This is a genomic window from Mycobacterium sp. 852014-50255_SCH5639931, from assembly GCF_001665605.1.
Taxonomy (GTDB): domain Bacteria; phylum Actinomycetota; class Actinomycetes; order Mycobacteriales; family Mycobacteriaceae; genus Mycobacterium; species Mycobacterium paraffinicum.
On sequence record NZ_LZSV01000017.1, the window covers coordinates 138093 to 161101 of the forward strand.

The 23009-nt window shown below is 67.2% G+C and carries 19 protein-coding genes; 9 read left to right on the forward strand and 10 right to left on the reverse strand.

From position 1 onward, the window contains the following. Positions 1-2: 2 nt before the first annotated feature. Positions 3-1079 (forward strand): PDR/VanB family oxidoreductase, encoded by a 1077-nt coding sequence (locus A5758_RS10380; protein ID WP_082939650.1) that lies wholly within the window; start codon positions 3-5, stop codon positions 1077-1079. A gap of 191 nt (positions 1080-1270) precedes the next feature. Continuing rightward, positions 1271-2566 carry an NRAMP family divalent metal transporter gene (locus A5758_RS10385; protein WP_067739648.1) on the forward strand — a complete coding sequence of 432 codons (1296 nt, stop codon included), beginning with the start codon at positions 1271-1273 and terminating at the stop codon, positions 2564-2566. 6 nt (positions 2567-2572) lie between these two features. Here the strand turns inward: A5758_RS10385 and A5758_RS10390 are convergent, their stop codons facing one another. Beyond that, entirely contained in the window at positions 2573-3562 is a 990-nt protein-coding gene (locus A5758_RS10390; protein WP_067739979.1) for a cation diffusion facilitator family transporter, read from the reverse strand. Between the two features lie 180 nt (positions 3563-3742). Between A5758_RS10390 and A5758_RS10395 the strand changes: the two genes are divergently transcribed. Continuing rightward, the gene (locus tag A5758_RS10395) at positions 3743-3964 is read left to right on the forward strand and encodes a hypothetical protein (protein WP_067213164.1); all 222 of its coding nucleotides are present in this window, start codon (positions 3743-3745) and stop codon (positions 3962-3964) included. A gap of 84 nt (positions 3965-4048) precedes the next feature. On the opposite strand, the gene A5758_RS25735 is transcribed toward A5758_RS10395, so the two are convergent. Together A5758_RS25735 and A5758_RS10400 are read right to left on the reverse strand one after the other, a co-directional pair. After that, complete coding sequence (locus tag A5758_RS25735; RefSeq protein WP_156622584.1) at positions 4049-4294, reverse strand: hypothetical protein; 246 nt, start codon at positions 4292-4294, stop codon at positions 4049-4051. 580 nt (positions 4295-4874) lie between these two features. Continuing rightward, entirely contained in the window at positions 4875-5615 is a 741-nt protein-coding gene (locus A5758_RS10400; protein WP_156622585.1) for a 2-thiouracil desulfurase family protein, read from the reverse strand. Between the two features lie 174 nt (positions 5616-5789). On the opposite strand from A5758_RS10400, the gene A5758_RS26035 reads away from it, so the two are divergent. From A5758_RS26035 to A5758_RS10415, 3 genes are all read left to right on the forward strand, one after another. After that, complete coding sequence (locus A5758_RS26035; RefSeq protein WP_197503848.1) at positions 5790-6734, forward strand: rubrerythrin family protein; 945 nt, start codon at positions 5790-5792, stop codon at positions 6732-6734. 2 nt (positions 6735-6736) lie between these two features. Next, positions 6737-9289 carry a cation-translocating P-type ATPase gene (locus A5758_RS10410; protein ID WP_067739652.1) on the forward strand — a complete coding sequence of 851 codons (2553 nt, stop codon included), beginning with the start codon at positions 6737-6739 and terminating at the stop codon, positions 9287-9289. Between the two features lie 128 nt (positions 9290-9417). Further along, on the forward strand, positions 9418-10332 hold the full coding sequence (locus tag A5758_RS10415) for an alpha/beta hydrolase (RefSeq protein WP_082939509.1): 915 nt from the start codon (positions 9418-9420) through the stop codon (positions 10330-10332). A gap of 5 nt (positions 10333-10337) precedes the next feature. On the opposite strand, the gene A5758_RS10420 is transcribed toward A5758_RS10415, so the two are convergent. The 4 genes from A5758_RS10420 to A5758_RS10435 form a co-directional block, all read right to left on the reverse strand. Continuing rightward, entirely contained in the window at positions 10338-11687 is a 1350-nt protein-coding gene (locus A5758_RS10420) for a hypothetical protein (protein WP_067739654.1), read from the reverse strand. Between the two features lie 104 nt (positions 11688-11791). After that, a complete protein-coding gene (locus A5758_RS10425; protein ID WP_067739981.1) occupies positions 11792-13030 on the reverse strand; it encodes a cytochrome P450 in 1239 nt (412 codons plus the stop codon). 150 nt (positions 13031-13180) lie between these two features. Then, complete coding sequence (locus tag A5758_RS10430) at positions 13181-14374, reverse strand: MFS transporter (protein WP_231987275.1); 1194 nt, start codon at positions 14372-14374, stop codon at positions 13181-13183. Beyond that, complete coding sequence (locus A5758_RS10435; RefSeq protein WP_067739656.1) at positions 14361-15251, reverse strand: NYN domain-containing protein; 891 nt, start codon at positions 15249-15251, stop codon at positions 14361-14363. The genes A5758_RS10430 and A5758_RS10435 overlap by 14 nt, the downstream gene beginning before the upstream one ends. A 109-nt stretch (positions 15252-15360) precedes the next feature. On the opposite strand from A5758_RS10435, the gene A5758_RS10440 reads away from it, so the two are divergent. Together A5758_RS10440 and A5758_RS10445 are read left to right on the forward strand one after the other, a co-directional pair. Continuing rightward, positions 15361-16233: an alpha/beta fold hydrolase gene (locus tag A5758_RS10440; RefSeq protein WP_067208783.1), complete on the forward strand. Its 873-nt coding sequence runs from the start codon at positions 15361-15363 to the stop codon at positions 16231-16233. Positions 16234-16278: 45 nt separating this feature from the next. Next, a complete protein-coding gene (locus A5758_RS10445; protein ID WP_067208786.1) occupies positions 16279-17649 on the forward strand; it encodes a cytochrome P450 in 1371 nt (456 codons plus the stop codon). Here A5758_RS10445 and A5758_RS10450 read toward each other — a convergent pair whose 3' ends face one another. Continuing rightward, positions 17650-18816 carry an FAD-binding domain gene (locus A5758_RS10450; protein ID WP_067739658.1) on the reverse strand — a complete coding sequence of 389 codons (1167 nt, stop codon included), beginning with the start codon at positions 18814-18816 and terminating at the stop codon, positions 17650-17652. 151 nt (positions 18817-18967) lie between these two features. Then, complete coding sequence (locus tag A5758_RS10455) at positions 18968-20221, reverse strand: cytochrome P450 (RefSeq protein WP_067739660.1); 1254 nt, start codon at positions 20219-20221, stop codon at positions 18968-18970. Positions 20222-20320: 99 nt separating this feature from the next. On the opposite strand from A5758_RS10455, the gene A5758_RS10460 reads away from it, so the two are divergent. Next, positions 20321-20728, forward strand: a complete 408-nt coding sequence (locus A5758_RS10460; RefSeq protein WP_067739662.1) for a hypothetical protein — start codon at positions 20321-20323, stop codon at positions 20726-20728. Positions 20729-20735: 7 nt separating this feature from the next. Here the strand turns inward: A5758_RS10460 and A5758_RS10465 are convergent, their stop codons facing one another. Next, on the reverse strand, positions 20736-22949 hold the full coding sequence (locus tag A5758_RS10465) for an FUSC family protein (RefSeq protein WP_067739986.1): 2214 nt from the start codon (positions 22947-22949) through the stop codon (positions 20736-20738). Positions 22950-23009 lie beyond the last annotated feature (60 nt).

A 23009-nucleotide genomic window follows, 5' to 3' on the forward strand; every position in this document is an offset into this window, starting at 1 on the left:
CAGTGGCACATGCGATTTGGAGTAGCAGACCCGCCGACCTGTACGGTCGCCGCAAGCGCGACCGTCTCTACACGGCGTTGTGGGGAGTCGGCACCCTCTTCGGTGGGTTGGCATCGGCGTCGCGGTGGGACCCGTCTCGGGTCGTGCCGGTGCCGCGTACCAACGCCGCGGTGGTCACCAAGCGCGAACTTCTCACGCCCGACGTGGTCGCGTTGACACTCGCCGATGCTCAAGGCGGACTGCTGCCGTCCTGGACTCCCGGCGCGCACATCGATATCCGGCTGGCTTCGGGCCGTCGCCGCCAGTACTCACTGTGCGGTCCACCCGGTCGGCGCACCGACTACCGCATCGCGGTGCGCCGGATCGCCGACGGCGGCGGTGGCTCGATCGAGATGCACGACGCCTTCGACGTGGGCGACACGGTCGAGTTCGAGGGCCCGCGCAACGCGTTCTATCTCGTCACCGACGAGCGCGAGGTGTTGTTCGTGATCGGCGGCATCGGGGTGACACCCATCGTGCCCATGGTCCGGCTCGCCCAGCAGCACGGAATCGACTGGCGCGCGACGTATGCCGGGCGCAGCCGGGAGTACATGCCGCTGCTCGACGAGCTCGTGGCGATCGCGCCCGACCGGGTAACCGTGTGGGCCGACGACGAGCGCGGCCGCATCGCCACCGCCGGCGAACTGCTGGCCGACGCCGGGCCCGCGACGGCCGTCTACGTGTGCGGCCCGACCGCGATGCTCGAAGCGGTGCGTACGGAGCGCGGCCGGCACGCGAACGCGCCCCTGCACTACGAACGCTTCGGCCCGCCGCCCGTCGTCAACGGTGTCCCGTTCGAGTTGGAACTCGCCCGCTCGGGGCGCGTGCTCGGCGTCCCGGGGAACCGGTCGGCGCTGGACGTGATGCTCGACGGCGACCCGAGCACCGCCTACTCGTGTCAGCAAGGCTTCTGCGGCACCTGCAAGGTGAAAGTGCTTGCGGGGCAGGTTGATCGCCGCGGCCGCACGGTGGAGGGCGACGGCGAGATGCTGGTGTGCGTGTCCCGGGCCAAGGGCGATCGACTCGTGATCGACGCCTGACCCGGTCGGACGCACGCCTGCCGGGTTATCTCGTCCCTTGCGCATGCCCCGGTGACGTACTCTCGCATTCGGAGAGGGCAGATCGCAGATTTGAGAATGCCGCTCTTCAGCGAAACTGCAGCGGTTAGGTGAGCCTTAGTTATCATCGGCAGTCGGGCCGTGACGCAGTCGTGTGAAGGAATGGGGCAAGGGTGACCGATACCACCACACCAGTGGCGGAAGAATTCGACGGTCCGCCGTCGGTGTCGCTGCGGGCCCGCGGCCGCTGGCTGCGGTGGGGGCTGCTCGCGGTCTGGGGCCCCGGTCTGGTGGTGATGTTGGCGGACACCGATGCGGGGTCGTTGATCACCGCGTCGCAGTCCGGCGCCCAGTGGGGCTACCGGATGGTGCTGCCGCAGCTCATGTTGATGCCGATCCTCTATGTCGTGCAGGAGATGACGGTGCGGCTGGGCATCGTCACCAAGCGCGGTCATGGCGCGCTGATTCGGGAGCGCTTCGGCCGCGGCTGGGCGTGGCTGTCGGCCTTCACGCTGTTCGCCTCGGCGATCGGGGCGTTGCTGACGGAGTTCGCCGGCGTCGCCGGGGTGGGGGAGCTGTTCGGTGTTTCGCGGTGGGTCAGCATCCCGGTCGCGACCGCCGCGCTGCTGGCGTTGGCGTTCACCGGCAGCTACCGGCGCGTCGAGCGCATCGGTCTGATCATCGGCGCGGCCGAGCTGGCGTTCCTGGTCGCCATGGTGCTGGCGCGGCCGCGGCTCAACGCGCTGCTGGACGGCTTGTCCTCGATGCCGCTGGGCAACTCGTCATATCTGCTGTTGGTCGCGGCCAACGTCGGCGCCGTCATCATGCCGTGGATGGTCTTCTACCAGCAGGGCGCCGTGGTGGATAAACGGTTGTCGGAGGCCACCATTCGGCAGGCCCGCTACGACACGGCCACCGGCGCTGTGCTGACCCAGCTGATCATGATCGCGGTGGTCGTCACGATGGCCTCGACGGTGGGGGAGCACGAGGGCGGGGTCTCCCTGAACACCGTTGGCGAGATCGCCAATTCGCTCACCCCCTACCTGGGCCGCACCGGCGGGACGGTCCTCTTCGGGTTGGGAATGCTCGGCGCGGCGCTGGTCGCCGCGATCGTTGCCTCCCTCGCCGGGGCGTGGGGGCTCGCGGAGGTCTTCGGGTGGCGGCACACGCTCAACGAGCGGCCCAACCGTGAGACCGCCAAGTTCTACATCACCTACGGACTCGCCCACGTCGTCGGCGCCGTTCTCGTCCTGGCGAGCGTCGACCTGGTGAACCTCGCCGTGGACGTCGAAGTGATGAACGCCCTGCTGCTGCCGATCGTGCTGGGATTGCTGCTGGCGCTGGAGGCAAAGGCGTTGCCCGAGCAGTGGCGCATGCGCGGGCCGCACAAATACATCACCTGGGTTCTGTGCCTCGTTGTCATGGGCTTCGGGCTCTACATGGTTCCGCAGGCGCTGGGCTTGACTTAAGACGTCCTATTCGTCGTGGTGCGCCGGGTAGGCGTGCACGAGTGCGCTGTTGAGCTTCGGCACCGCGTGAGTCAGCTCGTGTTCGGCGTCATGAGCGATGCGGTGGGCGTCCTCGAGGCTGGTGTTGGGATCGATGTCGAGTTCCGCGTCGGCGTGCAGCTGGTGACCTATCCAGCGCATCCGGATGCTGCGCACGCTGCGGACGCCCGGCCGGGCGGCCAGGCACGCCTCGGCGGTGTCGACGAGGCTCGGGTCCACCGCATCCATGAGCCGGCGGAAGATGTCGCGCACGGCGCGGTACAGCACGGCTACGATCGCCACCGTGATGATCATGCCGACGACCGGGTCCGCAATCGGGTAGCCCAGAGCAACACCGATCGCTCCGAAAAGCACTGCCAGCGAGGTGAATCCGTCGGTCCGCGCGTGTAGGCCGTCGGCGACGAGGGCGGCCGAGCCGATCCGGCGGCCGACCCGGATCCGATAGCTCGCGACACCCTCGTTACCGAGGAAGCCCACGATGCCGGCCACCGCGACCCAGGCGACGTGCTCGACGGCGACGGGGTGGATGAGCCGCAGGATGGCCTCGTAGCCGGCGATGATCGCCGACAGGGCGATCATGCCGATGACGAACAAGCCCGCGATGTCTTCGGCGCGCCCGTAGCCGTAGGTGTATCGGCGGGTTGCCGCGCGACGGCCCAACGAGAACGCGATCCAGAGCGGGACCGCGGTCAGTGCGTCCGAGAAATTGTGAATGGTGTCGGCAGCCAGGGCGATCGACCCCGACACGACGGCGATGACCACCTGCATGGCGGCGGTCGCGGCCAGGCCGATGAGGCTGACCTTGACCGCCCGGATGCCGACGGCACTGGATTCCAGGGCGGTGTCGACGCTGTCGGCGGCATCGTGGCTATGCGGGACGAAAAGCTGGGCCATGATGCCGCGGAGCCCATGGGCATGTTGATGCCCATGGTGGTGGTGGCCGCTCCCCGCGGTCATCGCCACGCTGCCCGCTTACCTGCATGCATACGCAGATAATAAGTCACCTACCCTGCGCACGCGAGCGCTCGCCCGCGGCGGCATGAGACCACCCGATTAAGGGCTTCCGCGCAATCGGCGAACCTTGCCGCCCGGTCATGGCAAGGACGATGATCGTGACTGACGGCTAAGGAGTCGATCATGTTGCTCAACAGATTTGCCGCCTGGACCGGGTGGCTATCCACGCTGCTCGCGTTCGCGGCGCTCCCGATGGCGCTCTTCGCGGCCGGCACCGGCCACCTGGGTTGGGCGATGGTGGCGGCCGCCGCGCTGCTGTCCTGCGTAGGCCTCGGGGCCGGCGTGGTCGCGGCGGTCGTGCACTACGACCACCGACATCACCGAAGCACTCCCCACCTTTTCTAGCGGCTTCGACGCGTCATCGCCCGAATGGGTTCGGGCGCAACCCATCTCTGTCCGCATTCGCGGCCTTGACGGCGCGCCCCGCGCCTAACAATTGATATGAGGAATACAACCGGTGTCGCCACCGGGACCGTTGAAGTCCCTGGTGGGCTGACTGGTTTCGGGCGCTCCCGGATGGTCTGTGGCCGGCGGTGCCGGCGCGGCGGTGGATGTCGGGGTTGCAATCGGTGTGGTTATGTTGCTGAGCAATTGGCTGCCGCCAAAGTCTGGCGCCAAACCCAGCATTGTTGCACCGCTGAACAGCGCGATCGCCGTCATCGCTCGAGATTTCATGAGAACCTCCATTCTCGATTGTGCATAAGCCTAAATGTCGCGCTCATATACCCCCTAGGGGTAGGGACTTAGGTCCTTTGCTTTGCGGGAAGGCATACAGAAGCGGCTGTTTGATCCAATGAGGCCGCGGTGACGTCGGTCCATCAAGGCTTGGCCGGCGGCGAATCGCCGTGATGGGCTTGCAGTCGAGAGAGGCCGTCGTGGAGTCCCCGGGCGATTTGGCCGGGGACATCGGAACCGAGATCCGGTGACGACTCGCAATGGCAAGTCAGATCACTGAACGGGTTCGGGTCGGCGCTGGCCGGTGGCGCTACTCCCGCATCGGCGCCGGCGACGATTGCGATACTGACGACGGTTCTCGTAATCACTTGATAAATAGCCACTTACAGCCTGCTGCCAGCGGTGCAATCGACGCCGCCGCCATGCGTGGAGTCGGTGGGCTCGCAGCAGCAAGACCCCGCTGCTTCCATTCGGCAACCATACCCCCGTAGGGTAAATACATCAACGCAAGCGTCGCCGAAGGTGTCTAGTCGTCACAGGTGCAACGGGAGTCGGCACAGCTGAGGCATCGGGAAGCAGATCAGTGGCTTCGGAAGCCGTTGGAGGGCGTCTCTCGGTTTGCGACTGCCCCGAGCGTCCGCAAAGTGTCCGCGGCGAGCAGCGCCTGCCGTGAACCGCGAAGCTCCGCGGCGAGGTCGTGTTCGAGCGCCGGGACCTCCAATCCCCGGCGGCGCAACCGTCGATCCAGCGCCGCGATGAACAAGCCCTCGCCCTTGCGGCGGCACCCGAGAACGGCCCGCTCGTTCATCACATCGCGCGTCAGGGCGGCGGCCGGACATGACGCGACCACCTCCAGCGAGGCCCGCATGTCGAGCGTCGTGGTCACCCCGCACGACGGCGAGGCGCCGATCCCGACGATGCCGGCCACCGTGATCCCGGACCGCTGGTAGTCGACAACGTCGCGGGCGACCTGCCGCGCCAAGCGCCGATAGACGAGGCGGGTCCAAAGCACGAACGCGCGCAGCAGTGGGCCGCGCAGCGGATACAGCAATCCGCCCTTGGAGTGGTACAGGCGCAGGCTGTGGGGCTTGAGCACCCCGCCCCAGGCCAGCCGCTCCGGGCACGGCAGCTGGTGAATCCCGTAACCGGCGCTGATCAGCTCCTCGACCGCCTCCGGCACCGCACCGGATCGGGTGGCGCCGCCGGCGTAACGCGTGTTTTCGTTCAGCAGGCAGTGCGAGACGAGCACAACCCGCCGGCCGCGCTCATCGCGCAGTCGGTCGAGCAGCTGCGCTGGGGACGGCGCCGCTCTACCGCGCATGATCGACACGGTATCTCGGCTCGGGTGACGCGGGAGTCGCTTTCGGTGTCGGCTCGCATCCGAAGATCACCATTACCAGATCACGGGACTTCCGCCTCTAGGTCCGGCCTGCCGCACACAATTACTGTCGCTCCTACGGCAAGACGATTGGCACATCAAACTGTGGGGTTGATCATGTCTCAAGCCAAGTGGTCGTTGGTTGTGGTCTGCACGGCCGCACTGTTGGTGGCGGCATGCTCGAGTCACCGGGCGCCGCCGGCATCGTCATCCACCTCCCCCCTGGCCGATTCCACCCGATCAAATGCGTTGTCAGCCATGCACGGCGAGGCGCTCGCCCATGCGAAGTATCTGGCTTACGCCACCCAGGCGCAGCAGGCCGGGCGGACCCAGGCTGCGCAGGACTTCACCAACGCCGCCCAGACCGAGCACATGGATCACTTTGCGCGCCAGGCCGATCTGGTCGGGCTGGGCAGCGACATCGCGGCCAACCTGCGCGACGCGATCAACGGCGAGACCAACGAGGCCAACACCATGTACCCGGGTTTCGCCAAGCAGGCCACCGCCGACAACGACCCGGCCGCGGCATCAGCCTTCAACGAGATCGGCACCGACGAGGCAACCCACCTCAAGCACTTCCAGGCGGCACTAGAGGTGGTCAGCAACCCTGCCAGCGGCGCGTCGGTACCGGCGGGCGCAACGCCGGCGCCGGTGGCCATCACGGCCGGGAGCCCGCGGTCGTCCGGGGCCACGCTGGCGAACCTGCGTACGGCGATGCAGGGCGAGGCCTTCGCCTACGCCAAATACCTGCGCTACGCCGATCAGGCAAGACGCGACGGTAACTCGGCTGTGGCGCAGCTCTTCACCAACACCGCCAACTTCGAGTTGAACGAGCATTTCGCCACGCTGGCCACGCTGGCCGGGTTGGTGGCCACCGACACCAACGCGAACCTGCAAGACGCGATCAACGGTGAGCAGCACGAGGCCGATGTCATGTATCCGGACTACGCTCGCCAGGCCGATCAGGCCGGAAACCCTCAGGCCGCCAATCTGTTCCGGGAGATCGCAGGCGACGAGAAGATGCACCAGCAGATATTTCGGACAGCGCTCACCGCTTCGTGACCATGGCTGAGGCGGGACGCGGCACCGCCCTGCCGGGATTAACTGCCCAGGAGGCCGCGCGCCGGCTCGCAGCCGACGGCACTAACGAGTTGGCAGCCCAAAAGCGCCGGAACTTGCTGCAGGAGGCCTGGGACGTCATCCGCCAACCCATGCTGCTTCTGCTCCTCGGGGCCGGCCTGGTGAATTTCCTTCTGGCGGAGCCGCTGGACGGCATCATGCTGATGGGTTTCGTCGTCGTCGTCATCGCGATTTCGATCTATCAGGAGCACAGAACCGAACGGGCCTTGGCCGCATTGCGTGACCTGTCTTCGCCCAGGGCGCTCGTGGTACGGGACGGGATGCAGATGCGCATCGCCGGCCGCGACGTCGTGCGAGGGGACGTCGTGCTGCTCGCCGAGGGCGACCGGGTTCCCGCAGACGCCGCATTGCTTGACTGCGCGAACTTTTCGGTTGACGAGTCGGCGCTGACGGGCGAATCCGTTCCGGTGCGGAAGGTGTCGATCGAGCCTGCGACCGTGTCGGCGGCCATGGGTCGGCCCGGCGGGGACGCGACCCCATGGGTGTTCTCGGGAACCCTGGTGGTCAAAGGTCACGGCATCGCAGAGGTCAAGCAGACCGGCGCAGGTACCGAGCTGGGGAAGATCGGGACCGCGTTGCGCACCATAAAGCCGGAGCGCACCCCACTTCAGCGCGAAATCGACCGTTTGGTCGGGATTTTGGCCGTTCTTGGGGTGGGTGTCGCGGTTGCCGTCGTTATCGTTTACGGGCTGACGCGAGGCAACTGGCTTGCGGGCGTGCTCGCGGGCATCGCGACCGCGATGGCGCTGCTGCCGGAAGAGTTTCCGGTGGTCCTCACGGTTTTCCTGGCGCTGGGCGCCTGGCGAATGTCGCGCAAGCGGGTTCTCACCCGCCGTCCCCCGGTCATCGAGACCCTGGGGTCGGCGACCGTCTTGTGCGTAGACAAGACCGGCACGTTGACGCTCAACCGGATGACCGTGCGCCAGCTCATCGTGGATGGGCAGGCGCACAGCCTCGGTGCCGGCCCGCTACCTGAGGGGTTTCACGCCATCGCGGAGTTTGCGGTACTGGCCTCGCCGGTTGATCCGTTCGATCCCATGGATAAGGCGTTCAAGGAACTTGGCGAGAAGTACCTGTCCGGAACGGAACACGTGCACGCCGAGTGGGAGCTGGTGCGTGAATATCCGCTCTCGGAAAAGTTGCTGGCACTGTCCCACGTGTGGCGCTCACCCGACGGGGGCAAATTCGTGATCGCCGCCAAGGGTGCGCCCGAGGCGATCGCGGACCTGTGCCACTTCACCGCCGACGAGGTCGCCGCACTCACCACGGACGTTGAGCGAGCCACGGCCGGCGGCCAACGGGTCCTGGCGGTGGCCTGCGGGCACTTCGACTCCGACACCGCGTTACCGGCCGAGCAGCACGACTTCCAATTCGAATTCCTCGGGCTGGCCGGTCTTCATGACCCCGTGCGGCCGGGTGTGGCCGAGGCGGTAGCCGAATGCCGGCGTGCGGCTATCCGCACGATCATGATCACCGGCGACTATCCGGGTACCGCATTAGCGATCGCCCGCGACATCGGCTTGGACCATGCTGCTGGCTGCATTACGGGCCGGGAGCTCGACACGATGTCCGATGACGAGTTGGCTCACCGCATCCGGTCAGTCAGCATTTTCGCGCGGATGGTGCCCGAGCAGAAGCTGCAACTTGTCCGCGCTCTGCAAGCCAACGGCGAAGTGGTCGGTATGACGGGCGACGGGGTCAACGACGCTCCGGCATTGCGAGCGGCCGATATCGGCATCGCAATGGGGGCGCACGGCACCGACGTCGCCCGCGAATCCGCAGCGCTCGTCATCACTGACGACGACTTCGCTTCGATCGTTGGGGGAGTGAGTCAGGGCCGCGGTATTTTCGATAATTTGCGAAAAGCGATGTCCTACGTGATCGCTGTGCACTTGCCGATCGTGGGCATGTCGCTCGTCCCGGTTTTCGTTTCTGGCTGGCCGCTGGTGCTGCTGCCCGTCCAGATCGCTTTCCTGGAACTGATCATCGATCCTGCGTGCTCGGTGGTGTTTGAATCTGAGGAGATCGACCCGAAGATCATGGACGCGCCACCCCGTGGCCTGAACGAGCCGATGTTCGGCTCGCGCGTGCTGACTATCGCTGCGCTCCAAGGCCTTTCAGTCCTCGCGGTCACCCTCGGTGTTTACCTGTGGGCGGTGCTCAACGAGCGGCCTGATAATGTCATCCGCTCGGTGACTTTCGTCGCGCTCGTCGTCGGCAATCTCGCATTGATTTTGGTGAATCGATCATGGCGGTTGCCGATCTGGCGGACGTTCCGTGAGCGGCGTAATCGCGCCCTGAAGTGGATACTAGGTGCGACGGCCTCGCTTCTCATCGTGGTGCTGACACTGCCCGGACCGCGGCGCGCCTTCAACTTCGGTCCGATTACACCGTGGGACTGGCTGATTGCCGTCGCGGCCGGTTTCATCGGTGTTGCGTGGTTCGAGATCTATAAAGCGGTCGTAGCGCGGCGCTGACAAACCGGAGAATGCTTCCCGCTCAGTAGGGGCCAAGGTCACCGAAGAGCAGTCCTGTTGGTTCTGGCGAAGTGGCGCGCCGCGGGGCAGATTGGAAACACGGTGTACCGACTCAGAGTGGAATCGACGTGTCAGTGCTTGAGGAAGTGTTCTTCGAGTCCGGCGGGGTGCGGTGCGCGGCCGATCTCTACCGGCCCGCGAAAGTGAGCGACAGGCTCGCATGTGTGGTGATGGGACACGGCGGCAGCGCCACCAAGCGCCTGGGTCTGCCCGCGTACGCGGAGAAGTTCACCGCGGCGGGCCTGGCGGTGCTGGCGTTCGACTACCGGCATTTCGGAGCCAGCGGCGGCGACCCTCGGCAAGTCATCAACGTCGCCGAACAACAGGATGACTACCGGGCGGCGGTGCGATACGCACGCGGCCGTGACGACATCGATCCGCGTCGAATTGCCTTGTGGGGGACGTCCCTCAGCGGTGGTCACGTGCTGGCGGTCGCCGCCACGGATCCCGAAATAGCCGCCGTGGTGACGCAGGTCCCGCTGATTGACGGCTGGCACCGGGGCCGCGGGCTGCGGGAGCGTCTCAGTTGGGACGTGACGTGGCGGACGCTGCAATTCACCGTCGCAGCGGTGCGCGATGTGGTTGGCGCGAAGTGGGGTCGGGAGCCGTATCTGGTTCCGGTGGTTGCCGATCCCGGCCACGCCGCGGTGTTCACGGAGCCCGAGGCAAAGGCCGCATTCGAGGTGCTGGGCGGCGAAGCCGTCGGCTGGCGCAATGCGCTGGCCCCCCGCATGCTGTTCGCGCTGCCGCGTTACCGCAAAGGTACCGCGGAGAAACTGCGCATGCCCGTCCTGATGTGCGTGGGGGACCACGACCTGCAAGCGTCGCCCAGGTTCGCGGTACGCATCGCGTCGGCGATGAATAACGTTGAACTGCACCGCTATCCGGTGGGGCACTTCGATGTCTACACGGGCGCGCTCTTCGAGGCGATCAGCTCGGTGGAGGCGGAGTTCCTGCGCCGCCACTTGACACGGGACCCCTGACAAGTTCAGGACCAGGGGCCCGGGAAGTGGCCGTCCTGGTCTTGCACCATCACGATGTCCTTGCAGTCCCCGTTCAAGGCCGCGGCATTCTCGCCGCGGCATACCAGCGTCCAGCCCGAGATTCGAGTGAAGGGCCGAACGGACCAAGTGGTCGCAATCGGATCGGTGGCGGGCAGCGCGAGCACGGCAAACGTATTGCCGGCGTTTGTGATGTAGAGGTGGTCTTCAAAGAACGCCACCTTGGCGATCGACATCTTCTTCGCGTCGTCCCGCGTCTTCAGATAATCCCACTGCTGGCTGCGCAGGTTCCACACCCCGAAGCCGAACGCGGAGTTCTCCGAATCATGGCCATCGACAAACAATTTCCCGTCGGACAGCGTCGCGGATAACCCGCCACCGGGAATGCGGTCTGAGTCACCGACCTTGATGACGGCTTTGGCGTTGAGGTCATAGAACATGGTCGACAGCACCGGGGGATTGTAAGAATCCCAGTGCGTGATCTGGACCAGTTTGTTTGGGCCATCCGTCAATTCGGCATCCACACTGCGGATGTCGTTGTCCTGATAAATCGCCTCCCCGCTGGGCCGGCGCAGCTCGGCACCCGACGTCTTGGCGGGGTCGGTGTTGCGTTGAAACGCGAGGACGTCCAGCCAGGCACGCCCGGATTGTGGGTCGCTCCACGGCATCGACAGGTCGGCGCCGGAGAGGAGCACGGTCCGGGGCGGTGACGTGGCGCCGTGCCCGTCGGTGAAGGCGTTGGTCCACGCCACACCCGTCGCGGTCGAGGCGAGCCCCCAATCCTTCGCCGCGGTGAACTTGAGGTCGGGGGTCGGCGGCTGCAGTTCTTTTGTCGCCAACGGTTGAGCCGCCTTGAAGTCGTAGGCGTACGCGGTCGCCTTGGTGACTGCGGGTTGTTGCGCCTGGGCGGGTTTGACGGTCGTGACGATGTAGACGACCCTCATGTCGTCCGCCGTGCCCGTCAGGGCGCAGATGGCACCGGTGACGTTCTCGCCGGGGGCGACCGCCGGAACGGCCGGCGCGATGTATTGGCCGGTTTTCGGATCGAAGATTTTCGGCCGGATGTCCTCGAGCGCGGATTTGCTCGTCGAAAGTTTGTCAGGGCAACCGAAGTACGCCGTTCCGCCGTAGCTTTTCCAATCCTTCTCCAGCGGACCAGTTATCGCGGCTGGCGACGGAGCCGCGCTGGTGGCGGTTTTCGACGAAGAAGTCGAGGTGGTCGGGGTCGCCGCGGGCGGGGACGCGGTTTCCGAACAGGACACGACGGCCAGGCAGGTGACCGACGCGACGAGGGCAAGCCCGCATTTGGGCACAGTTTGCCCCGTGAAAGCCCGCATCGGAAAACCCCCGTTAAGTTCGTGTAACCAACGAGCGTAAGGCGGGCCGGGACTAACCGCGACTTGTGTCAGGCGGTCTTCGTCACACCCGGCCCGCCGACCGGCTACCGGTCGAACTCGATGGGCAGGCTCTTCGGCCCGCTGAGGCTCACCATCGGTTTCCACGGAACCGGTCCCGCGGTGCGCGGGTTGAGCAGGCGGCCCGCGATGACGTTGAGCGCCTCGGCGATCTCGCGGCGGGCCAGGTTGGCGCCCAGGCAGTAGTGCACGCCGCCGCCGAAGGTCAGGATGGGCGGCGCCCCCTCTCGCGTGATGTCGACCCGGTCGGGCTCGTCGTACACCGCCGGGTCGCGGTTGGCCGCGGCCGTGTTCACCAGGACCATCGTGCCGGCGGGAAAGAGGTAGCCGTCCAGCTCGGCGTCCTCGACCACCAGGCGAAGGGTCCCGCACGCGATCGGCGAGTGGCGCATGGTCTCCTCGACCGCGCGCATCGCCAGTTCCGGGCGCTCCTTGAGCAGGCCCCATTGCTCCGGGTGCTCGCAGAGGACGTGCACCGAGGCGGCCACCTGGTTCCGAGTGGTGTCCGTCCCCGCCAGCAGGAGGCCGCCCGCGAGCATCCGCAGCTCGGCGGTGTTCAGCCGGTCGCCTGGAAAAGTCGGGTCCTCGGCGCGAATCAGGTCCGAGAGCAGGTCATCGGTCAAGCTGTGCCGCCGCCGCGCGACCATGTCGTCGACGTAGGCGTCGAGCTGGTGCCAGGCGTTCATGACGACAGGCTCAACCGCGCGCAGGTCGACGCTGAAGCTGAAGGCCTTGAACACGTCGTCCGCCCACAACGAGAACTGCTGCCAGTCCTCGCGCGGAGCGCCGAGCAATGCGCAGATGATCGGGACGGGGTAGGGGCGCGCGAGGTCGGCGACGACGTCGCAGCGACCCGCGTCGATGACCGTGTCCACCAGCTCGTTCATCACCTCGACCATGGTGTCGTGCAGCCGCAGGGTCGCGCGGGGCGTGAACGCCTTGGACGTCAGGCTGCGCAGCCGATGGTGTGCGTCGCCTTCCAGGCACAGCAGGCTGTTGATCACCTTGTCCCACAAGGGGCCCGACGTGACGCCCTGGACCAGCAGGTTGATCCCCGGCGGGATGTGGAATCGGGCGTCGCGAAGAACGGAGCGGACGAGGTGGTAGGAGAGGACTTCGGGTCCGTGCGGCCCGATGGCGACGGGAGCCTGCCGTTGCGCCGCCTGCAGGCGGGGATAGACGTCGGCCGGGGTTTCTTCCGCGCCATAGGCCAACGTCGGCAGATCGGCATCGAAAACGCTTGTGGGAGCGGTACCGACGGTCATGACGGTCTCCTCGAGGTCGCGCGAGCGATGCGTTCGCGACAACTTTCACACAATGTATGGCCGTACCGATTGGGTGTCAACGATCTTGCGGCTTCGCGGCCCAACGGGCCATACAAATTGGAAGGCGTGTGTGGCCGTGCGGTTTGAGGCCTACCCGTGTCTCATGCCGCGGACCAGTTGGTCGCCGATCAGCGCGACCGCGAACACGGCGCCGGTGACTCCCGAAATGATCAGCGGCAGTTGACCGTTCGCGCCCCAGAGTAAGCCCGCCCACAACCCCGCCGCCAGGACGGCCAGTCCGATGAGGCCCTGGAACAGGCCCTGAGCGCTGGCCTGGTGCTCCGGGTCGACCAACCCCGAAATCCAGGCCTTGCCCACCCCGTCGGTGCACCCGGTGAACAGCCCGTAGGCGCCGATCAGCAGCCACGCCGTCACGGTGTCGGTGGTCAGTCCCAATCCGATGTAGCCGATCGCGAAGAATGCCAGGCCGAGGCCGAACAACGCCGGCCTGCCGACGCGGTCGGCCAGCGATCCGGCCGGGTAGCTGGCCAGGGCATACACCGCGTTGTAACCGACGTACGCCAGAATCACCCCCACCACCGAGAAACCAATCTCGTTGAGCCGCAACAACAGCAGGGCGTCGGGAAAATTCGCCACGCTGAACAGCACGAGGAATGCGGTCACCCGCCAATACGGCCGCGGCAACGAGCGCACGCCGGCCCACATCGATTGCCGCTGCGCTCGCGGGGCGCGACGGCTGCGCTCGCGCACCAGGAAGACGAGCGCCACGCTGAGGACGGCGGGCGCGATGGCGACATACAACAACGGCGCGATCCGGTGGTCGAGCAGCTCATAACCCACCAGCCCGAGCAGCGGACCGAAAACGGCGCCGAAGGTGTCCATCGCGCGGTGGAAGCCGAAAACGCGGCCGCGCAGTGCCTCGTCCACATCGTCGACCAGCAGCGCGTCCCGCGGCGCACCGCGCACGCCCTTACCGAGCCGGTCGACGACGCGACCCGCGAGCACGCCCGGCCACGCCGCGGCCACCGCGATGATCACCTTGCCCAGCGCCGCCATCCCGTACCCGGTGGCGATCAACGGGCGCCGGGCGAACCTGTCGCCGAGTGGCCCCGAGGCGAGTTTCGTCAGCGAGGCGGCGCCCTCGGCCGCGCCCTCGACGGCTCCCACCACCGACGGCGGCGCACCCAGCACCGCCGTCAGGTAGATCGGCAACAGCGGATACAACAGCTCACTGGCCGTGTCCTGCAGAAACGAGACCCCGGAGAGCACCCGGACGTTGCGAGTGAGCCAGCGGGCCCCCACGTCGGGTTCACTCTGGGGCACGAAGCCGGACCATCCGTGTCGTCGACGTCTCGTCCAACTCGACGACATCGGACCGCGAACGCAGGAAATCGCTGAATGACCGGAATCCCAAGGATTTTTCGCTGAACGACGGGTCCATCCGCTTCATCTGTGCCTTCACCGCCGAATTGTGCAGCCAGTCGACGTCGTCCTTCTCCAGGCCGATTTGCAGCGCACGCGTCAGCAGCGCGGTGGCGGCGGCCTGCGGATCGGGTGGCTCCGGCTCGTCGGGCTGCGCCGGCTTGGCGCGCCCGGCCCGTTGCTTGGACGGCTTCGCCTCCGCCTCGCTCGCGGCCTGTGGTTCGAGCGCCGGCACCCCTGGCAGCGAGTCGTAGATGACGAACTCGTCGCAGGCCGCCGCCAGCGCCCGGCTCGATGCGCCGGCCACCCCGATGCCCACGACGTAGCGGCCGAGCCTCTTGCAACGCTGGGCCAACGGTATGTAGTCGGAGTCGCCGGCCACGACCACCACGTGGGTGAGGTCGGGGAGGCGGAACATGTCCTCGACGGCGTCGACGGCCAGCCGGATGTCGGCGCCGTTCTTGCCGTAGGCCGCGGCGGGGAACAACTGGACCAGGTCGACCGCGCGGGCCACCAGCTGCCCGCGGTACCCGGCGTTGATATCCGCCGACCAGTCCGCATAGGCGCGGGTGAGCACCAGGGTCCCGAACGACGACGCGAAGTCAAGAATCGCGCCGACGTCGACGGTGGCCCGGTCCAGCCGCTCGGAATACTGCTCGAGGCCCTTGGCTTTGTCGCGCTGGAACGAGCTGCGGCCGTTGACCTGGTCGTATCGGGAGATCACGATGTTGTCGAAGTCGAGGTAGACGGCCACGCGGGCCGCAACCGGTTCGGTCATGGACTAAATCATGGCTGAGGCGTCGGGCACTGTGGGGACCGGAAGCGTTTTCCGTCACGATTCGCCCGATCTCGGCCGTAAGCGAGGCGAGAGCGGGTATCCCCGAACAATGAACGAGTTGAAGTATCTGGAGCTGCACGGCGATCGCGTCGCCTACCGCGACGAGGGCGACGGCGAGGTGCTCCTACTCATCCACGGGATGGCCGGAAGCTCGGAGACGTGGCGATCGGTGATACCGACGCTGTCGAAGAAGTTCCGGGTCATCGCCCCTGACCTGCTCGGCCACGGCGAGTCGGCGAAACCCCGGACGGACTATTCGCTGGGCGCCTTCGCGGTGTGGCTTCGTGATCTGCTCGACGAACTCGGCGTCAGCCAGGCCACCCTGGTCGGTCAGTCGCTCGGCGGCGGGGTCGCGATGCAGTTCGTCTACCAACACCCCGACTATGCCAAGCGGTTGATCCTGATCAGCAGCGGCGGCCTGGGCCCCGACGTCGGCTGGGTGCTGCGGCTGCTCTCGGCGCCCGGCGCGGAGCTGGTGCTGCCGATCATCGCGCCGAAGCCCGTCCTCGCCGTCGGCAATCGGCTCAGGTCGTGGTTGCGTGGCGCCGGCATCCATTCGCCGCGCGGGGCCGAGATGTGGAGCGCCTACTCGTCGCTGTCCGACGGCGAGACCCGGCAGTCGTTCCTGCGCACGCTGCGATCGGTGGTCGATTACCGGGGCCAGGCGGTCAGCGCGCTCAGCAGGCTGCGGCTGCGCGACGACTTGCCGGTCATGGCGATCTGGGGCGAGCGTGACGCCATCATTCCCGTCGATCACGCGTACGCCGCGCACGAGGCCCGTACCGACGCCAGGCTCGAAATCCTGCCCGACGTCGGCCACTTTGCGCAGGTCGAGGCGCCGAACCAGGTGGTCGAGCTGATCGAGGACTTCATCGCGACCGGCGACCGCCGCCAAACGGAGAGCTCACAGCTGCACATGTGATCTAGGCGTCGCTTCGGTGCGCAGGCCCGTCGTAAAATTGCGGTGATGCGCACTGCCGCGCCTACCGCGCTTCCGCCGGGGCCCCGGCTGCCCCGGGCGGTACAGGCCGCGTTGATGCTGCACCGTGGATCGCACTTTGTCGCCGCCTGCCGCCGTCGTTATGGGAGCGTGTTCACGCTGCGCGTCGCGGGCATGGGAACGCTGGTGTATCTGGCCGACCCGGCAGACATCAAGGCGGTGTTTGCCGGTGACCCGCACGTCTTCCATGCCGGCGAAGCGAATTCGATTCTGAGCGGGTTGCTCGGCGATACCTCTCTACTCGTCATCGACGAGGACGTCCATCGGGATCGCCGCCGTCTGATGCTGCCGCCGTTCCATCGCGACGCCGTCGCACGCCAGGCAGGACTGATGGCCGAGATCGCGGCCGCGAACGTCGCCGGTTGGCCGGTGGGACAGAGCTTCGCGGCCGCGCCCAAGATGTCGGAGATCACCCTCGAGGTGATCCTGCGCACTGTCATCGGCGCCACGGACCCGGCTCGGCTCACCGCGCTGCGTGAAATCATGCCGCAGCTGCTCACCGTGGGTTCGTGGGCGACGCTGGCACTGGCGAAGCCGGAGCTGCAGGGCTACCTCCCATGGCGTGGCCTGCGTCGGCGAATGGCCGAAGCCGACCGCCTGCTTTACGCCGAGATCGCCGAGCGCCGCGCCGACCCCGACCTGGCCGGGCGCACCGACGTGCTGGCCATGCTGGTACGCGCCGACGACGGCGGGCGCACGATGTCCGACCGCGAGCTGCGGGACCAGCTGATGACGTTGCTGGTGGCCGGGCACGACACCACCGCCAACGGGTTGTCCTGGGCGCTCGAGCGGTTGACCCGCCACCCGGCCATCTTGGCCAAGGCCGTGATCGCGGCCGAGGCCAGCGCCGCGGGCGATCCGGCCGGTGACGAGTATCTCGACGCGCTGGTGAAGGAGACGTTGCGGATCCGTCCGGTGGTGTTCGACGTGGGGCGGGTGCTCACCCAACCGGCCGAAGTCGCCGGCTACCGGCTGCCGGCCGGGGTCATGGTGGCGCCGGGAATCGGGCTGGTGCACACCAGCGCCGCGGTGTACCCGGATCCGGACCGGTTCGATCCGGACCGCATGCTGGGCGCCACCCTGACCCCGACGACGTGGTTCCCTTTCGGCGGCGGCAACCGCCGCTGTCTGGGCGCCGGCTTCGCCATGGTCGAGATGCGCGTGGTGTTGCGCGAGATTCTGCGCCGGGCCGAGTTGCGCACCACCACCGCGGCCGGCGAACGGCAGAAGCTGAAATTCGTTGTCCTGATACCGCATCGCGGCGCGCGCATTCGATTGAGGGCAATCAAAGACGTTCCGGCCGCAGCGCCGGCGACCAGGCAGACGCCGGCGCGGTAGCTATATGCCGTAGTCCGGCAGAGCTAATTCCTTGCGCACGTTGCCGGCGAAAAGCGTTGCCACGGGTGCGAAATTCATCGTCCGCATCGCCAGGTTACGTAGCCACAGCCCGAGGTGGGTCTTCGTGGCGAAGGCCGGGATGTTGCGCGCCGCGCCGGCTTGCTTGGCCTTGATGAACGGTCTCAGGCGCGCCTCGTAGGCATCGAAGGCGCGGCGATGGTCGGCCCCGGCGCGGGCGAGCTCGCCCGCCAGGATGTACGCCTCGGCGATCGCCAGGCCGGTGCCCTCACCGCCAAGCAGCGAGATGCACCCGGCCGCGTCGCCGAGCAGCAGCACCCGGCCGCGTGACCAACGGTCCATCCGGATCTGGCTGACGACGTCGAAGTACAGATCGTCGACGTCGTCGAGCTTTGCCAACATGTCCCGGCTTTCCCAGCCGATGGCGCCGAATTCTTTGCGCAGCTCGTCTTTTGGCGACATTCCGGTGCCGTCATGCCCGGCGCGGAAGACGAATAAGAACATGCTGCGGTCCCTTCGCAGCGCGACCCGCGACACCTGCCGGCCGGGAACGGCGTAGTTGACGTAGACCAGTTCGTCACGCGCCGGGTAACCCTCGACCACGCAGGCCGCGACCTTGCAGCCGAGGTAGTGCTCGATATCGTTGTCGGGCCCAAAGACCAGACGACGGACGTTGGAGTGCAGGCCGTCGGCGCCGATCAGCAGGTCGAAGTCGCGCGGCGCGCCCTTGTCGAAGCTCAGCCGCACAGTGTCCCCGTCATCGTCGACGGTGGCGATGCTGTCGCCGAAGATCGTCTCCACCTTGTCCTCGATGGTGGCGTAAATGGCCGCGGCCAGATCGCCGCGGGGCAGGCTGACCAGATCGTCGCCGAACATGCGGCGAAAAACGCTGACGTCCACGTCCGCTCTCACCTCGCCGCGCGAGTCGACGGAGCGCACCTTCTCAATTTGGTAACCCGCGGCGCGGATCCGCTCTTCGATACCCATGCGCTTGGCCACCTGGTAGCCGACACCCCAGAAGTCGATCATGTAGCCGCCGGTGCGAAAGTGTGGTGCCTGTTCGATCAGCGTCGGCGTGTGGCCGGTGCAATGCAGCCAGTGGCCGAGCGCCGCGCCCGCCACGCCGGCACCACTGATGGCGATTCTCATGATGTTCTCTACGCTCGCACCACTGCCGAGCGGCCTCTAGCCGCTCACGGTGGAACGTTCGCAATTCGCCGCCCATCAGTAACGCGGCGGCGGACGTTGACGCACGCCGGCGATCATTTCCATTCGACGGCCGGTGAACGTGACGCTTGGTCTAGTGGACGACGGGGGTACCCGCGCCCCGGTAATCGACCTGCCAGTGCTTGATGCCGTTGATGAACGACGACCGCAGCCGCTCGGGATTCGCCAGCGGAGTCAGGTCGGGCAGGTGATCGGCGAGCGCGTTGAACATCAAGTCGATCGTCATGCGCGCCAGGTTTGCGCCGATGCAGTAGTGCGCTCCGGTGCCGCCGAATCCGACGTGCGGGTTCGGGCTGCGCAGGACGTTGAAGGCGTACGGGTCGTCGAAGACTTCTTCATCGAAGTTGGCCGACCGGTAGAACAGCACCACGCGCTGGCCCTTGCCGATCCGGACACCGCCGAGCTCGGTGTCCTGGCACGCGGTGCGCTGAAAGGCCGTGATCGGTGTGGCCCAACGGATTATCTCGTCGGCGGCGGTCTTGGGTCGCTGTGCCTTGAACAACTCCCACTGTTCCGGATAGTCGGTGAAGGCCATCATTCCCTGCGTGATGGAGTTGCGGGTGGTCTCGTTCCCGGCGACGGCCAGGGTGACCACGAACATGCCGAATTCCGCATCGGACAGGTGCTGGCCTTCGGCATCGGCCTGTATCAGCGTGGTGACAATGTCGTCACCGGGATCTTCGCGCTTGCGTGCGGCCAATTGCATTGCATACCAAATCAATTCGCCTGCGGAGGTCAACGCGTCGTTTCCGGCGAACTCCGGATCGTCGCTGCCGATCATATTGTTGGTCCAGTCGAACAGCTTGTCGTAATCCTCCTGCGGAACCCCGAGTAGCCCGGAAATGGCCTGCAGCGGCAATTCGCAGGCAACCTGACGGACGAAGTCGCCCGACCCGGCCGCCGCGGCTTCGGTCACGATGCGCCGCGCTCGCTCCGATAATTCGGCGCGCAGCCGCTCGACCGCGCGGGGCGTGAAGGCCCGCGAGACGATCTTGCGCAACCGGCTGTGCTCGGGGTCGTCCATCATGATCATCGACGCCCGGCCCGCCTCAATCTGGCCGGCCGCCAAGTCGTCCCGGTAACGCGGAACGATCGACTTGGTCGCGGACGAGAAGACGTCGCTGCGCAGCGAGACATCGCGGATGTCGCGGTGCTTGGTCACCACCCAGTAGCCCCCGTCGCCGAACCCGCCGGCGTCGGGCGCCTGCTCGTTCCACCAGATCGGCGCCGTCGCGCGCAGTTCGGCGAACTCCTGCACCGGCAGCCGGTGGGCATAGATATCGGGGTCGGTGAAATCGAAGCCCGGCGGGAGGTTCGGTGTGGCCATCGGACTTCTCCTGGAGACGTGCCTATTGGGATCGGTAGCAAACCCGACATGTCTTACTGCCAGCACCATAAAGCCGAGCCTTGAAGAAAAGAAGCCTTCATGAAAATCATTGCGATCGTGGCGGCCGGCCTCGCCGCCGGCGCGGTGGCGGGGGCCGGTTGCGCGCAGGCCGAGATCGCCGCGGCGCCCGTGCCGAGCCACGCCTACCCGTTGGCACCGGGCGGGCAGTCCGATCCCGAAGCCGATGTCGAAGAGCTGCAGCGGCAGGTGTCCGAACTGCACGACAACTGGGACAACCTCATCCCGCCGCAACGACAGCAACGGCTGACGCAGCTGCAGCAGCAGGCCACGACCGTGTCCAACGAGGTGCAAAACCTCCCGCCGGCGCAGCGGCCGGGGGTGGAAATGCGACTGTTGCAAACCATGTTCGCGTTGTTCGACCTGGTGCGAAAGGCCCAAGGGCCCAATCAGCCCTGCTACTTTCCCGCGTGCCTGCCGGGCCTCTGATCGGCCATCAGCCCCGAATCGGGCTGGGCGCCTTGGCCGTTTCGCGCCCGCCCAGGTTGGTCGCCGCGGTCACGACGGCTCGCTCGATCTGACGCAACGCGTGCACCGCGGTGAGGAATCGCCGGGTATCTGGCCCCGGGTGGCCCGATGATCCCGCCTCGCCGTCTCGCTGCCGGGCCAGAGTTTCGGCGGCGTCGAGCTCGTCGGCGGCCGAGACGATGGTCGGCGCGCGGCCGCTGCCGATCGCGGCGGCCAGCGCGTCGATGTTGCGCCGCGTCTGGGCGGCGGCGGCCGAGAAGGTGTCGGCAAGGGGCTGCGACCCCACCGGGTCCTGGTACTGCTCGCTGCTGCGCGCCAGGCTACGGCCGTACCGGTCGCAGGCCGCGAAGATGCGCAGCGCCCGGCGAATGCTGCGCCGGCCCGCAAGGCCGGCGACTCCAGCCAGCAGCGGCTTGGCGGTGACCCGGAACTGCTGCAGGTCCCGGTCGAGCTGGCGTGCCTGCTCCGACGGGCTGACGCTCTCGTCCTCACCGAACATGGTCGCGGCGGACACCTCGATCAGGGCCGACAGGCTGGCCAGAAACGTGCGGGTGTCGTCGCGGATCGCGGCCCTGGTGTGCGTGGGCAGCACGACGATGGCCACCGTCGCTCCGATGACCGCACCGAGCGCGGTCTCTTCGATCCGCAACATCAGTACGCCGAATGAGAATTGGCCGAGCAAGCCGTACAGCAACGCCAGCATCGTGGTGATCCAGAAGGTCATCAAGCTATAGGTGACCGTCATGAAATAGAAGGCGCAGAACAGACACACGAATATGCCGGCGAGCGCGGCCGTCCGGTCGCCGGCCAGCAACGTGGCCACCAGCACGCCGCAGGGCACGCCGAGCAAGGTGCCGAGCAGGCGTTGCCAGCCTTTGGTCAAGGTTTCACCCCACGAGTTGGTGCCGGCGAAGATGACGAACGCGGCGATCACCGCCCAGTACCAGCGGGCCGGCGACACCAGTTCGCCGGCGACGATCGCCAGCGACGCGGCGACGGAAACCTGGATGGCCTGCCGGGTGGTCGGTCGTAGGCCCGCCGGCTGCGCTTCTTCGGCGGCCTCGTCCGGGGGCGCGTCGTCGCCGGCCGGCGGCCGCTCGCTATCCCTAGTTTCCACGTTGCCGACACCCCCGGTGGCGGCGTGGTCGACGATGGCCCGGACGTCGGAAGTCGCTGTCGCGGCGTTGATCACCGCCAGGGCGAGGCGGAGCACGGCGGCGCTGCCCGGGTCGTCGTCGGCGGGGCCGCACTGCTCGTCCAGCAGCCGCTGCGCTTGGGCGGCGGCCTGTCGAAGGCCGCCGGGTTCGGGGAGGCGGATGGCGCGCGCCAGCCGCGAGAGCGCGTCGACGAGCTCGGCCCGCGTTTGGCTTGGTATGGCGTCCGGGTTCTCCGCGGTCAGCGCCGCGGCCCGGCGCCCGGCCGTGGCCACCCATTCGACGGCCAGCTCGGCGTCCAGCAGCCACGGCGCCAACTGTTCGGCGGTGACACCCGGCCACAGCATGGCGGGGTCGGCCTTGTCCTCGATCTGGCTCTGCACCATCAGGGCGGTCTCGTTGAGCCGGAGGGTGCGCGCACGCATGCGACGCCGGCGCCGTTCGTCGAGGCGGCCGGTACGCACGGCTTCGGCCGTGGTGTCGACGACGATCGCCATCCGGGCCCGCAACGCCCGGACGGTCGCCCACAGCACGCGCTCCGGCCGGTCGGGCATGACGTAGGTGGCCATCACGAATGTGCAGACCGTGCCCACCGCGACCGCCCCGATCATCCACGGCAGCTCCGAGATGCGCGCTCGCAGATACAGGGTGAAGAAGTAGGACATGAACGCGACCATGCCCAGCGCCCGGCCGCGCGCCCCGAAGCGGCGAACGTACGCGGCGGTGAACACCACCACCACGAACACCACGTCGCTGACCACCTGGTGGGACGCGAGCACCGCGGCGGCCGTGATGGAGACGGCCGCGGGCAGGGGCAGCAGGGCCATGGTGATCCGCTGCTGGTGCGGGTCCGGCTCGTTGACGGAGCGCGACGCGACCATCGTGATGACGACGCCCAACAAGGCGACGGTCAGCGGCTGTCCCGTCGCCCGGGTCAGGACGTACAGCGCCAGCAGCGAACAGCCGAGCGCGGCCGTCGTCCGCGTCGCCATCCGCAGCCGGAGCAGACCGGGATCGGAGCCGATCACCCAGTTGCTGGCTTGTTCGTAGAAAACGCTGATCGCCACGCCCCCCTTCCCGCCTGTTGA

Coding starts and splice junctions, on each gene's coding strand:
- A5758_RS10460 (WP_067739662.1), top strand. CDS start 20,321: ATGAAAATCATTGCGATCGTGGCGGCCGGCCTCGCCGCCGGCGCGGTG.
- A5758_RS26035 (WP_197503848.1), top strand. CDS start 5,790: ATGTCTCAAGCCAAGTGGTCGTTGGTTGTGGTCTGCACGGCCGCACTG.
- A5758_RS10395 (WP_067213164.1), top strand. CDS start 3,743: ATGTTGCTCAACAGATTTGCCGCCTGGACCGGGTGGCTATCCACGCTG.
- A5758_RS10425 (WP_067739981.1), bottom strand. CDS start 13,030: ATGACCGTCGGTACCGCTCCCACAAGCGTTTTCGATGCCGATCTGCCG.
- A5758_RS10445 (WP_067208786.1), top strand. CDS start 16,279: ATGCGCACTGCCGCGCCTACCGCGCTTCCGCCGGGGCCCCGGCTGCCC.
- A5758_RS25735 (WP_156622584.1), bottom strand. CDS start 4,294: ATGAAATCTCGAGCGATGACGGCGATCGCGCTGTTCAGCGGTGCAACA.
- A5758_RS10410 (WP_067739652.1), top strand. CDS start 6,737: ATGGCTGAGGCGGGACGCGGCACCGCCCTGCCGGGATTAACTGCCCAG.
- A5758_RS10390 (WP_067739979.1), bottom strand. CDS start 3,562: ATGACCGCGGGGAGCGGCCACCACCACCATGGGCATCAACATGCCCAT.
- A5758_RS10400 (WP_156622585.1), bottom strand. CDS start 5,615: ATGCGCGGTAGAGCGGCGCCGTCCCCAGCGCAGCTGCTCGACCGACTG.
- A5758_RS10455 (WP_067739660.1), bottom strand. CDS start 20,221: ATGGCCACACCGAACCTCCCGCCGGGCTTCGATTTCACCGACCCCGAT.
- A5758_RS10450 (WP_067739658.1), bottom strand. CDS start 18,816: ATGAGAATCGCCATCAGTGGTGCCGGCGTGGCGGGCGCGGCGCTCGGC.
- A5758_RS10440 (WP_067208783.1), top strand. CDS start 15,361: ATGAACGAGTTGAAGTATCTGGAGCTGCACGGCGATCGCGTCGCCTAC.
- A5758_RS10420 (WP_067739654.1), bottom strand. CDS start 11,687: ATGCGGGCTTTCACGGGGCAAACTGTGCCCAAATGCGGGCTTGCCCTC.
- A5758_RS10435 (WP_067739656.1), bottom strand. CDS start 15,251: ATGACCGAACCGGTTGCGGCCCGCGTGGCCGTCTACCTCGACTTCGAC.